12 protein-coding genes are annotated in these 14,437 nt (G+C 58.8%); 6 read left to right on the top strand and 6 right to left on the bottom strand.

Annotated features, from left to right (window positions below; translation table 11 throughout):
- Positions 1 to 8 precede the first annotated feature (8 nt).
- On the bottom strand, positions 9 to 677 hold the full coding sequence (locus ACU680_RS20635; protein ID WP_007966152.1) for a YjfI family protein: 669 nt from the start codon (positions 675 to 677) through the stop codon (positions 9 to 11).
- A 571-nt stretch (positions 678 to 1,248) separates the two neighbouring features.
- Here ACU680_RS20635 and ACU680_RS20640 point away from each other — a divergent pair.
- The 5 genes from ACU680_RS20640 (at position 1,249) to ACU680_RS20660 (ending at position 6,439) form a co-directional block, all read left to right on the top strand.
- Entirely contained in the window at positions 1,249 to 2,379 is a 1,131-nt protein-coding gene (locus tag ACU680_RS20640; protein WP_448180380.1) for a HesA/MoeB/ThiF family protein, read from the top strand.
- A complete protein-coding gene (locus tag ACU680_RS20645; RefSeq protein WP_448180381.1) occupies positions 2,380 to 3,573 on the top strand; it encodes an MFS transporter in 1,194 nt (397 codons plus the stop codon).
- A gap of 91 nt (positions 3,574 to 3,664) precedes the next feature.
- Entirely contained in the window at positions 3,665 to 4,399 is a 735-nt protein-coding gene (locus tag ACU680_RS20650; protein WP_448180382.1) for an iron-containing redox enzyme family protein, read from the top strand.
- A gap of 182 nt (positions 4,400 to 4,581) precedes the next feature.
- Positions 4,582 to 5,691: a DUF3182 family protein gene (locus tag ACU680_RS20655; protein ID WP_448180383.1), complete on the top strand. Its 1,110-nt coding sequence runs from the start codon at positions 4,582 to 4,584 to the stop codon at positions 5,689 to 5,691.
- Complete coding sequence (locus ACU680_RS20660; protein ID WP_367085900.1) at positions 5,681 to 6,439, top strand: alpha/beta hydrolase family protein; 759 nt, start codon at positions 5,681 to 5,683, stop codon at positions 6,437 to 6,439. The genes ACU680_RS20655 and ACU680_RS20660 overlap by 11 nt, the downstream gene beginning before the upstream one ends.
- Positions 6,440 to 6,592: 153 nt before the next feature.
- Here ACU680_RS20660 and ACU680_RS20665 read toward each other — a convergent pair whose 3' ends face one another.
- The 5 genes from ACU680_RS20665 to ACU680_RS20685 form a co-directional block, all read right to left on the bottom strand.
- Positions 6,593 to 7,567, bottom strand: a complete 975-nt coding sequence (locus ACU680_RS20665; protein WP_367085899.1) for a lysylphosphatidylglycerol synthase domain-containing protein — start codon at positions 7,565 to 7,567, stop codon at positions 6,593 to 6,595.
- Entirely contained in the window at positions 7,564 to 8,838 is a 1,275-nt protein-coding gene (clsB, locus tag ACU680_RS20670; RefSeq protein ID WP_448180384.1) for a cardiolipin synthase ClsB, read from the bottom strand. The genes ACU680_RS20665 and clsB overlap by 4 nt, the downstream gene beginning before the upstream one ends.
- Complete coding sequence (locus ACU680_RS20675; protein WP_448180385.1) at positions 8,835 to 9,632, bottom strand: endonuclease/exonuclease/phosphatase family protein; 798 nt, start codon at positions 9,630 to 9,632, stop codon at positions 8,835 to 8,837. Before ACU680_RS20675 ends, clsB begins: the two co-directional genes overlap by 4 nt.
- Positions 9,629 to 10,555, bottom strand: a complete 927-nt coding sequence (locus ACU680_RS20680; protein WP_448180386.1) for a DUF72 domain-containing protein — start codon at positions 10,553 to 10,555, stop codon at positions 9,629 to 9,631. The genes ACU680_RS20675 and ACU680_RS20680 overlap by 4 nt, the downstream gene beginning before the upstream one ends.
- A gap of 186 nt (positions 10,556 to 10,741) precedes the next feature.
- Positions 10,742 to 11,944: an MFS transporter gene (locus ACU680_RS20685; protein WP_448180387.1), complete on the bottom strand. Its 1,203-nt coding sequence runs from the start codon at positions 11,942 to 11,944 to the stop codon at positions 10,742 to 10,744.
- A 339-nt stretch (positions 11,945 to 12,283) separates the two neighbouring features.
- Between ACU680_RS20685 and ACU680_RS20690 the strand changes: the two genes are divergently transcribed.
- A complete protein-coding gene (locus ACU680_RS20690; protein WP_448180388.1) occupies positions 12,284 to 14,377 on the top strand; it encodes a mechanosensitive ion channel domain-containing protein in 2,094 nt (697 codons plus the stop codon).
- Positions 14,378 to 14,437: the final 60 nt, after the last annotated feature.

Raw genomic sequence — 14,437 nt, forward strand, 5'->3', positions numbered from 1 at the left:
CCTGTTGATTACTTGAAGAAGTGTTCGAAGGCTTCGCTCGCGCGCTGCACGTTGTCGACCAGGGTTTTCACCTCGGTGACGACGTTGGTCAGGCTCGAGTCGGCGCTGAGGGCGCCAAACATGTTGTAAACGGTCTGGCCGTTTGGCATCGACTCGATGCCGATCGACGACAGCGGGAACATTTCCCGGCTGCGCAGCACGGCGTCGTTGAAGGCGCGCACATCAGTGATCGAATCGATATCCACCAGCACGGTGTCGACGATGATCTGTGCACCGGCCAGGGCAATGTGAATCGGCAGACCGCCGAATTCGTTCATTTCCAGCTTGATGCTGGGTTCGGAGCTCTGGATCAGCGACAGCGTGATCTCCTGCGAAGCCACCTCGTCCAGTGCCTTGAGGGCGTTGAAGAGGCTATCGATGTTCCAGTTGTTGCCTGCGCTCATGTAATTCTCCGACATGAATGAGCCAGCCAGAATCGGTTGGCGTAGCTGTTGCTCCATTTGCTTGAGCAAGCTTCGGTTTTCCGGAAGCACCCAAGTTTCGTGTTTCACATAACCGGCAGCAGCCAGGCCCGCGCGCATCTGCTTCATATAGAAGCTCGACGGTTTTTTCGCGGACGGTTTCGAGCGCTCTCCCTGTGGGCTCTCTGACGCAACAGTGGGGGAGCGGCTTTTCATGGCAATGACTCCGTTATGAACATCTCACGCGTGAGCCACACTACAACCAATTCAAAATGCCATCAATGGCTCACGCGTGAGATTTTTTCGGCCTGTGGAAATCGCTGATGAGGTGTGGTCGCAAGCGTTGTCCCGGGTGGAGAGTGTGTTTCTGATTAATCACTGATGTTTATTGTCTGGCAGGCGAATTTATTTTCAATTCTCCCGCTGTGAATCTTCACTGTTTAAATATTGAAGATAATTCCTACATTGTTTTTGCATGTTTCCGTAAGAAGTAATAGCGATACTTCTTAAGATCGTAGGAAGTGTATTTGGTGTGAGTAATATTAAGAAACAAGCTCGGTTCGCAACCACTGAAAACTTATTCTAGTTTTGGGGGTGTGCACACCTTCACCCCGGTGGAAAATAGCTTGGACTACCGGCCCTTCAACTTTTGAGGAAATCATTATGACTTTCGAAAAAACATCTTCCGCTGGCGATTCTCAGATCGGCTGATCTGATCAGTAAGAACCGGGGCCTTAATGGCCCTGGTTCTTTATCAAGTTGTTTTAATAGCGATTGAGGCTCGAATATGAAGCTTTTTCTTAAACCGACGATTATTCCGTTCAAACTTGATGGTCAGGTAGTTCTGCGTTTTAACGGTCAATACGCAAAAATCCCCGACCCCCATGGTGCTGTCTGGGAGTTCGTCAGGGCACTTGATGGCCATACACCCTACGAAGCGTTGATTACCCAGGTGGCAGGCCGTTATCCCGGGGTGGATCAGGACGAAATCCGAAGCGTCGCGCAAGATCTGATCAAATACCGGTTGGTCGAGAGTCCGGATGCTTTTGAAATGACTTCTCTTTCGGATCATGATCGCATCAGATTTTCCCGCAACATCGACTTTTTCGGGTCGATGGCGGCTGTGGGCGAGAACAAGTTCACCCACCAGGAAAAACTGCGCGCGGCCAGGGTCTGTGTCCTGGGCTGCGGCGGTCTGGGCACCCATATCCTGTTCGACCTGGTGGCGCTGGGCGTCCACCACTTGACGATCCTCGATTTTGACACGATCGAGTTGAGCAATTTGAACCGGCAGATCCTTTACAAGGAAACCGACGTCGGCATGCCGAAGGTTGCAACGGCCAGGCGCAGGTTGCTTGAATTCAACAGTCACCTCGACATTACTGCTCACGAAACCCGCCTCCAGTCGGCGCAAGACGTCGCCGGCATCGTACGCGGTCACGATATTGTGATTTGTGTCGCCGATAAACCCGCGAACTACATGGCCGACTGGCTGAATGAGGCCTGCGTTGAACAGGGCGTACCCTTCATTTCAGGCGGGCTTGATGTACGCCGCTCGGTGTTTTATTCGGTGGTGCCTGGGTCCTCAGGCTGCGGTGCTTGCTGGCTGACGTCGGCGCGTAACAAGAGCAGCCTGGTGAACAGTGTTTCGACCCTGGCCAAACAGCACGACATCACTTATGAGCATCCCGGCCCGGCTCTTGTGACTTTGGTGGCCGTCACCGCTGGGATGATGGTCAGCGAAACGGTCAAGATCATCACCGGCTGCCAACCGCCACAATTGACCAACAAACTCAAGGAATTCACATTCGACGACCTGGACGTCAGCGTTGCTGAAGTCTGGCAGCAGAATCCGGACTGCACGGTGTGTGGACATCTCGCGAACGGGCAACGGTCGCGGCAGGCGGAGACTGTCTAGATGTTCAAACTCCTGGCGTCCTATGCCATCACGTCCATCTGTTCATGGGCCATCGCGTTTCTGATCCCGCTTTATGTTTATGAGCAGACCGGCTCCCCAGTCTGGACGTCGCTGGCTTTTTTCGCCGCGATGGCGCCCTACATACTGGTCACGCCCTTCGCCGGTGTGTGGAGTGATCGCTACAGCAAACGGCGTTTTCTGATCGGTGGTGATCTGATCAACATCGTCACCGGCTGCCTTATATATGCTGCTGTGAGTACGCTGTCCGGGAACAGCTTGAATATCACCCTGTTATTGCTGAGCTTTCTGCTGGCAAGCGTCGGTGCCACTCACCACCCGGTTTTCCAGAGTATCGCGCCAGCGCTGATTGAAGGCCCCAAACTTCATCGGTTCAATGCGATCGTCAACGCCAGTGACAACATCATTCGCATCGTTGCGCCAATCGGTGTTGCGGCCTTGCTCGCCGTCAGTACCAAGGAGCAGTTGCTGATTGGCAGCATTGTCGGATTTACGCTATCCCTGCCGCTTTGCTTCTTGCTGAAAGAGCTGGGTAAGCCTCCGCCCGCCACGACGCGGGTGTTCACGGAAATCAAAGCCGGATTGCTGTATGTCATCCAGCATCGAGAACTGCGTTCGTTCGTCATGCTGTTCTTTTTCTGCAATTTCGGTTTTGCCTTGATCGGTGCAAGCCTTGTCTATGTCTACACCACGCTACTGGCCGTGCCATTGAGTGATGTCGGCTATTACTACGGGCTCATTGGTGCAGGTGCCGTCGCCGGATCAGCTGTGGGGGCGTTTCTGGTGAAGAGATACCCGGCCGGCATTCTCATCCGTCGAAGCTGCTTGCTGGCTGGGGTGTTCACCCTGATGGGGGCGATGGCCGCCGATCCATGGTCACTTTCGGCACTGTGGGCGCTTTCTACCGCTTGCCAATCCGTGGTGGTCATCGCTTTTTTCACCTATCGCCAGCAGGTGGTTCCGCAAATCATTCTTGGGCGAACGGTCGGAGTTACACGGCTTATTGCCTACCTCGCGATTCCGCCGGCGAGCCTGCTGAGTGGATGGCTGTTACTGCATTTCTCAAGCAGCGCTCTGCTTCTTGCGTCAGGCGGTCTCTGCATCATTTTCGCCTCTCTATGCGCTTATTTTCTGGCCAGGTCTGAGCCCCGCGTCATTTGTAGCGACTCACGATGAATACGGCTCTTGTAGGTTTGCCAGGGTTTTCGGAATAACTGGAAAGTTGCGATCGGCTGGATGGCTGATAATAGTTAAAAGGAATTTAAAGTTGGAACAAGACAAAGAGTTGAATGACGGCAATGTGGCAAAGGTTATTGAATTCAGGGCCGGAGGCACATTGTGGGACGAATGGCTGGACACTGATGCGTTAGAAGGATTGGTTAATCATGAGCTGTTGCGAGCAATGCAAAACGGCCATGTTTCCCTGAGGGGGATGCAGTACTTTCTGATTCAGCATCATTACTACTCGCGAAACTTTACCCGTTTTCTGTGCGCAATCCTCAATCGCCTCGAGTCCCTTGGCGACATCAAATTGCTGTTGGAAAACATGCAAGAGGAAATGGGCATAGATGGTGATAACAAGCTCACGCATGCCGAGCTGTTTCAAAGGTCGCTGCGGATCCTGGGCACCCATCCCTTGGCTGAATCGCCTTTACCTCAGACCGTGGATTTTACCCGATGCATCCTGCAGCTTTGCTGCAGTGAAAATCCTGTCGAGGGCCTCGCAGCGCTCTGCCTGGGAGCCGAAGCCATTGTGCCACTGATTTACAAACCGATTCTGCTCGCACTGGAGGGACTGAATGTCAGTGAGGAAGGCCTGGAGTTCTTTCGCTTGCATATCGAAGAGGATGAAGATCACGCGATTACCATGCTGGGAATTCTGCAACGACTGACTCATCAGACTTCTGAAGCAAAGCGGCTTGCGATTCAAATCGGACGTCAGGCTATCCTCAAACGTTGTGTCATGTTCGATGCCATCTGGAAGGAAATCAGTCAGCAGTAGCCGGCGTCCCGTTTCGTGCAAATTGCCGCGGATTCCCTGGCAGTCGTGCAGATTGAAACAGGCCTGATGCCACTATGCTTGTTCCAAGCGATTGATTCATTTTGGCATTCCCGGCGCCAGGCGATTGGCCTGATCTCTGCACTTCTCTCATTACATTCATCAATTGGCTTGAAGGGGGACGTATGACCCCGATGTCGAGCAGGAAAGTGGTCGTCGCCCATTCGGTTCGGGCCGGGGCGCCGCAACATGAAGTGCAGACCAACAAGGCACTTGCCCGCTGGCTGGCGCAGATTCTCGGACTCAACTTCGGCGGAAGTTTTGACCCGCAGAAGCATCGCGGTCGCGATTTGTATTGGCTGCCGACCCAGACCATTGTTGGCCCGGCCAGCGCGCGCAATCTGGGGATCAAAGGCCCGGGCGACTTATGGGGCGGGTACGTCGAACACGATTTCATTTGCACCAAAGCCATCAGCCACGGCTTGCGCAGTCATCTGGCTCACGCGCCACAAGGCTGGGCGCCGCAATTCTCCGAGCGTGTGCGTGATGTGGTGCTCAACGGCTTGACGGTGTTTGCCGTGGAAGACGCGCGACCCGCTGCCGAGCATCTGCTGTACAGCGGACCGATCCGCCTGAAGCCGATTCACGCTTGCGCTGGTCGTGGCCAGGAAGTTATCAACAGCCTCGACAGGTTCGATGAAGTACTGGCCCGTGCAGACGCGAAAACGTTGTTTCGCGATGGCGTGGTGCTCGAACAGGACTTGAGCAAGGTCTTCACCCACAGCGTTGGCCAGTCATTCATCGGCGACAAAGTGCTGAGCTACTGCGGTGATCAATACTTGACCAGAGATGCCCATGGCGAAGACGTCTATGGTGGTTCGAATCTGTTGGTCGTGCAGGGCGGCTACGAAGATCTGCTGGCGCTGGATTTGCCGGATGACGTGCGACTGGCCATCAAGCAGGCGCAGATTTTCGACCGGGCGGCGGATGAGGCTTATCCAGATTTCTACGCCTCGCGGCGCAACTACGACATTGCCCAAGGCCTGGACAGCAATGGCAAGCCCCGTAGCGGGGTGCTCGAACAATCCTGGCGCATGGGCGGTGCCAGCAGCGCTGAACTGGCCGCGCTGCAAAGCTTCGTCAACGATCCAGATATGCCGGCGATCCGTGTGTCGACGGTGGAGACCTACAACGTTCAGACCCTGCCGGCCGACGCCATCGAAATCTATCGCGGGCCGGCGGAGAACAGCGAATTCCTTCTCAAATACGTAACGGTCAAATCCTATGACGGCTAGAAGCGAAAGCATTCAGATCGACATTGATGATGAACAGATGAGCGGGACGTTTCTCAGTCCCAAATCGAAAGTCCCGGGCGTATTGTTTGTGCATGGTTGGGGTGGCAGCCAGGAGCGCGACCTTGAGCGTGCCAAGGGCATCGCCGGTCTGGGTTGTGTCTGCCTGACCTTCGACTTGCGCGGCCACACCGGTGGTACCGGCATTCCGCTGACCCGGGTCACGCGCGAGGACAACCTGCGCGACTTGCTCGCCGCCTACGATCGCCTGCTGGCGCATCCGGCGCTCGATACCTCGGCGATTGCGGTGGTTGGCACCAGTTATGGCGGTTACCTGGCTTCGATTCTCACCTCGTTGCGTCCGGTGCGCTGGCTGGCGTTGAGGGTGCCGGCGCTGTATCGCGACGAGCAATGGCACACGCCCAAGCGTGATTTGGACAAGGCTGACCTGCGTGACTATCGAGCGACGTTGGTCCGTGCCGACAACAATCGTGCGCTGCACGCCTGTTCGCAATTCACCGGGGATGTGTTGCTGGTGGAATCGGAAACTGACGACTACGTGCCCCACGCAACGATCATGAGTTACCGCGCGGCTTGTCAGCAGACGCATTCGCTGACCCACCGGATTATCGACGGCGCCGACCATGCCTTGAGCGAACCGGTTTCGCAGCAGGCCTACACCTCGATTCTGGTGGACTGGATTACCGAGATGGTGGTCGGTGAGCGCTTGAGCATTATTCAGTCCGGCTGAGCACATCCCCCTGTGGCGAGGGAGCTTGCTCCCGTTGGGCTGCGAAGAGGCCAGGATACCTTTCACCTTCGATTCTGAAGGAGAACGAGGTCGCCGGTATTACGACTGCTGCGTAGCTGAGCGGGAGCAAGCTCCCTCGCCACAAAAACGGGCTCATCCGGGTTTCTTCTCGATCCGCAACGCTTTGGCCTTGGCCTCCACCAACAGATACATCACCACCGTAATCAACAACGGCAGCAGAAAATAAATCGCCCGATACGCCAGCAACCCGGCCACCAGACTCCCGCGTGAAGCTTCGTGTTGCAGCAGCGCGACAAACACCGCTTCCAGCACGCCGAGTCCCGCCGGGATATGCGTGATGACCCCGGCAATCGCACTGATCAACAGCACGCCGAGCACCAGCGGGTAATCCAGTTTGCCCGGCAGCAACGTGAAAATCACCGCTGCCATCAGCGACCAGTTCAGCGCACCGAGCAGCAATTGCAGGACGGCCATGCGCAGGGATGGCAGGTTGATTTCCACCCCGCGAATCGACCACTCGCGGCGCTTCGAGAACTGGCACGCGGCGAGGTAACCGGCACTCAACAGCAGCAACAGCACGCCGATGCCTTGCAACGCGGCGCTGCTGATTTTCCAGCCCGGCGGCATGCTCACCAGGCCGCTGCTGAACACCACGCCGGCAATCGTCATGTAGCCGAACCAGTTTGTCGCCAGGCTCAGACCGAGGATCTTGGCGATGTTGCTTTTGCTCACCCCCAGGCGCGAATACAGCCGATAGCGCATGGCGATCCCGCCGACCCAGGCGCTGAGATTGAGGTTGAACGCATAACTGATGATCCCCACCGGCAGGATCTGTTTCCAGGTAAGGTCCTGACGAATGTAGGTGCGGCCGATCAGGTCGAAACTGGCGTAGGTGAGAAAACTCAGCAGGGTCAGGCTGGCGGCAATGATCAGCGTGCGCACCTTGAAGTCGGCCAGGGTTTGCAGGACTTCCGCCCATTCGATACGGGTGGCGAACATCGTCAGCAACACGATCAGCGCGAGGAAGAACAGCAGGGTCAGCGGGCGTTTCCAGCGACTCCATCGAGAGTGCGCGGCTGGCGCCGATTGCGCGTGTGAATGGCTCATGACGTACGACCTCGAAACGGCTTGAGCCGCGGTTTGTGCGCCGGCAACCAGCCGGCCATCGACGGGAAATGCCGCAGGAAGTGAAACACCAGAAACCCTACGGTCATGTGCCAGATCCGCCCGCGCGGGGACATGCTGGCGTCCATCGCCTTGCAGTGGTTCTGGCTCAGGTCTTCAAGGCGCTGGAACAAGTGCTGATTGAACGCGCGGTCGCGGATTAGCACGTTGGCTTCCAGGTTCAGCGACAGGCTCAGCGGGTCGAGATTGCTCGAGCCAACGGTGCTCCATTCATCATCCACCAGGGCGACTTTGCCGTGCAGCGGGCGCTGGCAATATTCGTGAATTTGCACCCCGGCCTTGAGCAGATAGTCGTAGGTCATGCGCGCCGCCAGTTTGGCTACCAGCATGTCCGGCTGGCCCTGCAGGATCAGTCGCACCTGAACGCCACGGCGCGCTGCATTGCGGATTTCGCGCAGCAGGCGATAACCGGGGAAGAAGTAGGCATTGGCGATCACCACTCGGCGTTTGGCCCGGCGCAGTGCCTGCAAATATACGTCTTCGATGTCGGTGTGATGCTGATCGTTATCACGAAACACCAGGCGTACCTGCCCATCGTGGTCGCTGAAGGCCATGTCTGCCCGGCGCTGGCGGCGCCGTTGCCACCAGAACCGTGCGCGGCCCGGCCGACCGCTTTGCAACAGGGCGAAGTGATGGATGTCAGCGACCGCCGGCCCCTGAATCTGCACCGCATAATCCTGTTTCGCCTCGGGGCCGAAATCGGCCAGGTGATCGCCGGAGAAGTTGATCCCGCCAATGAACGCGATCAGTCCGTCGACCACCACGATCTTGCGGTGCAAGCGGCGGAACCAGTTGGTGCGAATGCCCAAGTGCTTGGGCGCCGGGTCAAACATTTGCAGATGCACGCCCGCTTCGCTCAGTGCCGCGAGATAACCGGTGGTCAACTCGCCGCAACCAAAACCGTCGAGGCTGACAGTGGTGCGCACGCCACGCCGCGCGGCGTCGATCAGGATCTGCTGCAACTCTGCGCCGACCTTGTCTTCGAAAACGATGAAAGTCTCCAGCAGAATTTCACTCTTCGCCGCACGCATGGCGTCGAACACCCGGGGGAAATATTCCTCGCCGTTTTCCAGCAACTCGACGCGGTTGTTGCCCTGCCAGCCGTACTCGACATCGACATGCCCAGGCTCGCGCACCGGCGGGTTGATGCTGATCGGTTCCACGGCGGATTTCTCCAGCGGTGCGCTGCTCATAGTTCGATCTCCACCGATAACGGGACGTGGTCGGAAAGGTGTGACCAGGGCCGGTTGGCCAGGACTTTCGGTTGGCTGGCCTTGAGGTTGCGTACATAAATACGATCGAGCCGCAGCGTCGGCAGCCGCGCCGGAAAGCTGCGCGCCGGTTTGCCGTGATGCTCGGCGAACACCTCGCGCAGGCCGCAGGGTTCAAGCAACGCGTCGGCGCGCTGGCGCCAGTCGTTGAAGTCACCGGCGACGATCACCGGCGCATCAACCGGCAGCTCCGCCAGACGCTCGCCGAGCAAATTCAATTGCGCATTGCGATGACTTTCGCGCAGACCCAGATGCACGCAGATCGCATGCACCTCGACGCCATCCCCGGGCAGGCGCAGCACGCAATGCAGCAAGCCACGGTTTTCGTGGCCGCTGATCGACACGTCGAGGTTGTCGTGGCGGATGATCTGGAATTTCGACAGCAGCGCATTGCCGTGATCGCCCTCCGGGTACACCGCGTTGCGCCCATAGGCGAACTGCGGCCACAGGCTGTCGGCGAGGAACTCGTATTGCGGCATCGTCGGCCAGTTGCTGTAGCGCTTGGGATGGTGTTCGTGGGTGCCGTGGACTTCCTGCAAAAACACCACGTCGGCGGCCACGCTGCGCACCGCTTCGCGCAACTCCGGGAGGATGAAACGTCGATTCAGCGCAGTGAAACCTTTGTGGGTGTTGACCGTCAGCACGGTGAAACGGCGCACCGACACTTCGATGCTGGTCTGCTCGTCGGTGAACCCGACCGGCTCTGGAATACTCATGCCAGCACCCCTTCGGCAGCCGGTTCGCCGGGGGTGGTGGCGAGCGTTTTATCCAGCTCGAATCGGTGGAGCAAGCTGCGCGCGTCGTAGGGTGCGCGGACTTTGATGTCGTTGTCGAAATAGCAGAACACTTCGCGGGATTTACGCGCCCGCGGCTTGAGGCGCGGCGCGATCAGGTGCGCATCGCCAGGCTGTCGGCCGTGATGCCAGGCGTCGATGCGTTCGGCCCAGTTTTTGAGCGCCGACTCGGTGTAGCCGCTGGCGTACAGCTCTTCGGCGCCGTGCAGACGCAGGTAAACGAAGTCGCTGGTGAGGTCTTCGCGGTACGGCCATTTGCCGGCGGTGTCGGCGATCACCAGGGCGGTGTTGTAGCGTTTCAACAAGCGCACGAAGTCGGGGTCGATGAAGCTGTCGTTGCGCACTTCCACGGCATGGCGCAGCGGTTTTTTGCGCCAGGCTTTGAGGCTGGCGTGGCCGTGCAAGTGTGAGTCGTGCTGGCGGGCGAGGGCGGCTGCGGCCTCGGTGTCGTGGGGCAACAGTGACAGAAAGTGCTCGAAGCGCTCGGGGTCGAATTTGAAGTTCGGCGGAAACTGCCAGAGGATCGGCCCGAGCTTTTCCTTGAGTTCCAGCACCCCGGAGGCGAAGAAGTTCGCCAACGGTTTTTCGATCTCGCGCAAGCGTCGGACGTGGGTGATGAATCGCGGTGCCTTGACGCTGAACACGAAGTCGTCCGGCGTTTCGGCGTACCACTGGGCGTAACGTTCGGGCCGTTGCAGCGCATAGAACGATCCATTGATTTCGATGCTGTTGACCGCCCGCGAAGCGAACTGCAATTCGTGCTTCTGCGTCAGTCCTTTCGGGTAGAAATCCCCGCGCCACGGAACGTAGCGCCAGCCAGAAATACCGATATGAATCGTTGCCATGCCGCCCTCCCGTTGTCAGTCCTCGTACAGCCTGTGTCTGTTGATGACTGTGGGCGGTTCGGGAAAGTTTCGGTGGCGTTACGGACGGTAGCCTGTAGGAGCTGCCGCAGGCTGCGATCTTTTGATGTTGCTTTTAAAGATCAAAAGATCGCAGCCTTCGGCAGCTCCTACAGGGGGATCGTGGGATCAGTGGCCGGTGACGACTCGCGAAGTGCTTTCGGCATAGGTCGGACCGAGGCGATCCAGTCGCCCACTCCACGCTGTGAGTGCCAGCGCCAGCAACACCACCAACCCGCCGATCCACGCCGTGTGAATCAGGCCCAGATGCTCGACAATCAGTCCGCCGCCCCACGCACCACCGGCAATCCCGAGGTTGAACGCAGCAATGTTCAGCCCCGATGCCACGTCTACCGCGTGCGGCGTGTGATGTTCAGCCTGACGCACCACATACACTTGCAGCCCCGGCACGTTGCCGAACGCTACCGCGCCCCACACCAGCACCGTGGCCAGCGCCAGCCATGGATTGGCGGCGGTGAAGGTCAGCACGAACAGCACGGCGGCGAGCAGGGCAAAGATGATTTTCAAGGCACTGATCGGCCCGCGTTTGTCCGCCAGTTTGCCGCCCCAGAGGTTGCCGACCGCCACCGACACGCCGTACACCAGCAATACCAGGCTGACAGTGCCGGCGCTGAAACCGGAGATGTCCTGCAGGATCGGCGCAAGGAACGTGAAGGCGATGAACGAGCCGCCGTAACCGATCGCGGTCATTGCGTACACCAGCAGCAGACGCGGTTGTTTCAGCACTTGCAGTTGCTGCAGCAAGGACGCCGGTTTGCTGTGGGCGATGTTGTTCGGCACATACAGCAGGCTGCCGATGAAGGCGATCACACCCAGCGCCGAGACGGCGAGGAAGGTTTCTCGCCAGCCGAAATGCTGACCAATGAAGGTGCCCAGCGGCACGCCGGTCACAAGGGCCACGGTGAGGCCGGTGAACATGATCGCAATTGCGCTGGCAGCCTTTTCCTTGGGCACCAGGCTGGTGGCGATGGTCGAGCCGATGGAGAAGAACACCCCGTGCGCCAGACCGGTGACGATCCGCGCCAGCACCAGCGATTCATAACTCGGCGCCAGCCACGCCAGCAGGTTGCCGAGGGTGAACAGCACCATCAGCGACAGCAGCAACAGTTTGCGCGGGACTTTGCCGGTGAGGGCGGTCAGCACCGGCGCGCCAATGGCAACGCCCAGCGCATACAGGCTGACCAGCAGCCCGGCGGACGGCAGGCTGACGCCGAGATCGGCGCCGATGGTGGGCAACAGGCCAACGATGACGAACTCGGTCGTCCCGATGGCGAATGCGCTGAGGGTCAGCGCGAGCAAGGCAATGGGCATGACAGCACTCCGGTAGAGGTTTGAATGGAGCGCAGTGTCGAGGTTTGGCTTGTGCGGAAAAATACGGGGTTGGGCATTTGATATTTGCCTTGGACGCAAAGGTCAAAAGCGCTCCCCCTCACCCCAACCCTCTCCCCCAAAGGGGCGAGGGGGAAGGGAGCTGATCTCGGTTGCACTCAATATTGAGTTCGGCTGGATATTTCAGGTCGATGTAGCTCGAGAGCACAACTCGGTCGGCTCCCTCTCCCTCGGGGAGAGGGCTGGGGTGAGGGTGCTCTTGAACTTGCCAGACAATTACCGATCAGTTCCTTACAGGTTCAGCCAACGGAGACCGGAGTTTTGATCAAGTTCAGGATCGCCATTCTGCTGGGAGCACTGCTGTTGCTCGGCGCCAACCAACTCGAAGCCGCCACGCTGCCGGGCGTTCCAGCCGCTGCTGAAGAGCCGGCCAAACCCGAGCCCATCGTCCAGGGCGGTCTGCTCGGCGCAATCAGTTCGAGCATCGACGACGTGCAGGACAAACTCGATCTCAATGAACATCTGGTCGACGCCTGGCGCCTGCGTGCCGACCGTGCGGCGGACGAAGTCGACAGACTGGTCAACCAGCCGTCGAACCGCTCCGGCTGGAGTGTCGCCGGGGATTTCCTGATGTTGTCCGGCGTGTGGCTTGGCGCCTTCGCGCTGCTCACGGTGCTCGGCAGCCTGCTGGCCAGGCGGCTGAGTCAGGGCCGTTGGCTGCGCACCCGCCAGCGCAGTCAGGATCTGGCGGGTTACCTGCTGCCGTACACCGTGCCGGCGCTGATCTGCCTGCCGCTGACGCTGTACGTCAGCCACTTTCTGCAAGCCTCGGTCGGCCGGGCGCTGGCGCTGTGTTTTGCCTACGCCACCAGCAGCGGGATTTTCTCCACCTCGATGCTGTTGTGTGTGGTGGTGATGTTCAATGTCGGGCACAAACGGCCGGCCGCGCGGATCATCCGCAACTACTGCCCGAAACCGCTGTTCCTGATCGGCTTTCTCGCCGCCCTCAGTGATGCGTTGACCAGCCCACAGATCGCCCGTCAGTTGGGCGGCAATATCACCAGCAGTGTCGCGGTGTTCACCGGGCTGATCGCCTCGATCATCTTCGGTCTGCTGGTGATTCGCCTGCGTCGGCCAGTGGCGCATCTGATTCGCAACCGACCGCTGGCGCAACGTCTGAAACAGCCGTCGTTGCAGGAGTCGCTGCGGATTTTCTCCGGGCTCTGGTACTGGCCGATCGTGCTGATGGTGCTGGTTTCGGCGGTCAATCTGATCGGCATCGGTGAGGACAATCAGAAGGCCCTGCGCTGTGCGCTGTTCACCACGGTGCTGCTGATCGGCACGGTGTTCCTCAGCACCATCCTCCAGCACCTGTTCAAGTCACGAAAAGCCGAAGCGATCCAGCGCAGCAGCGCCTACAAGGAGCGCTTTCTCAGCCTGTTGCACGCGTTGCTGCGGATCGTCATTGCGATTGCCTTCATCGATATTCTCGGGCGGATCTGGGGCGTCTCACTGCTCGATTTCGCCCAGAGCAGCACGATCGGCCGGGCGATCAGCAACGCGTTGAGCAGCATCGGCCTGATCTTCCTCGTCACCTGGCTGTTGTGGGTGGTGCTCGACACGGCGATTCAGGAAGCGTTGAAACCACCGGTGAGCAAACGCTCGTCGCGCCAGCCCAGCACCCGGGTGAAAACCATCCTGCCGCTGCTGCGCAACGCGATCAAAATCATCCTGGTGGTGATCTGCGCGATCACCACCATGGCCAACCTCGGCATCAACGTTGCGCCGCTGTTGGCCGGTGCCGGGGTGGTCGGTCTGGCGATCGGTTTCGGTTCGCAGCAACTGGTGCAGGACGTGATCACCGGGCTGTTCATTATCATCGAAGACACCCTGTCGATCGGCGACTGGGTGGTGCTCGATTCCGGGCATGCCGGCACCGTCGAGGGCCTGACCATCCGCACCCTGCGCCTGCGTGACGGCAAGGGGTTTGTGCACTCGGTGCCGTTCGGCCAGATCAAGGCTGTGACCAATCAATCACGGCAGTTTGCCTATGCGTTTTTCTCGGTGCAGTTCACTTACGACACCGATGTCGACAAGGCCATCGAGCTGATCCGCGAGACTGGCGATTCGATCCGTGAAGACCCGTTCCTCAAGTACAACCTGCAAGGGCCGCTGGATGTGTTCGGGGTGGACCGGATGGACTTGAACGGGGTGGTGCTGACGGCGCAGTTCCGTACCGTATCGGGTGGGCAATATGCAGTGAGCCGGGCGTTCAACCAGCGTTTGAAAAAGCTTGTGGATAACAGCGCCGAGGTGCATTTCGCGCAGACTTATCCACAGCAGGTTTTGTTGCCCAAGCGGCAGGGCGAGGGGGAATTGGTAGCGAGCGAGGTGCCGCAGAAGTCGAGTACTTGATTGCCGGATTTTGTGCTGGGATTGCCGGCCTCTTCGCGGGCAAGCCCGCTCCCACATTGG

This window comes from Pseudomonas sp. LF020 (assembly GCF_053456425.1).

What these genes read in the sequence shown, in the direction of transcription:
- ACU680_RS20660 (WP_367085900.1), top strand. Translation starts at nt 5,681, where the DNA reads ATGACGGCTAGAAGCGAAAGCATTCAGATCGACATTGATGATGAACAG.
- ACU680_RS20675 (WP_448180385.1), bottom strand. Translation starts at nt 9,632, where the DNA reads ATGAGTATTCCAGAGCCGGTCGGGTTCACCGACGAGCAGACCAGCATC.
- clsB (WP_448180384.1), bottom strand. Translation starts at nt 8,838, where the DNA reads ATGAGCAGCGCACCGCTGGAGAAATCCGCCGTGGAACCGATCAGCATC.
- ACU680_RS20665 (WP_367085899.1), bottom strand. Translation starts at nt 7,567, where the DNA reads ATGAGCCATTCACACGCGCAATCGGCGCCAGCCGCGCACTCTCGATGG.
- ACU680_RS20635 (WP_007966152.1), bottom strand. Translation starts at nt 677, where the DNA reads ATGAAAAGCCGCTCCCCCACTGTTGCGTCAGAGAGCCCACAGGGAGAG.
- ACU680_RS20680 (WP_448180386.1), bottom strand. Translation starts at nt 10,555, where the DNA reads ATGGCAACGATTCATATCGGTATTTCTGGCTGGCGCTACGTTCCGTGG.
- ACU680_RS20640 (WP_448180380.1), top strand. Translation starts at nt 1,249, where the DNA reads ATGAAGCTTTTTCTTAAACCGACGATTATTCCGTTCAAACTTGATGGT.
- ACU680_RS20645 (WP_448180381.1), top strand. Translation starts at nt 2,380, where the DNA reads ATGTTCAAACTCCTGGCGTCCTATGCCATCACGTCCATCTGTTCATGG.
- ACU680_RS20685 (WP_448180387.1), bottom strand. Translation starts at nt 11,944, where the DNA reads ATGCCCATTGCCTTGCTCGCGCTGACCCTCAGCGCATTCGCCATCGGG.
- ACU680_RS20655 (WP_448180383.1), top strand. Translation starts at nt 4,582, where the DNA reads ATGACCCCGATGTCGAGCAGGAAAGTGGTCGTCGCCCATTCGGTTCGG.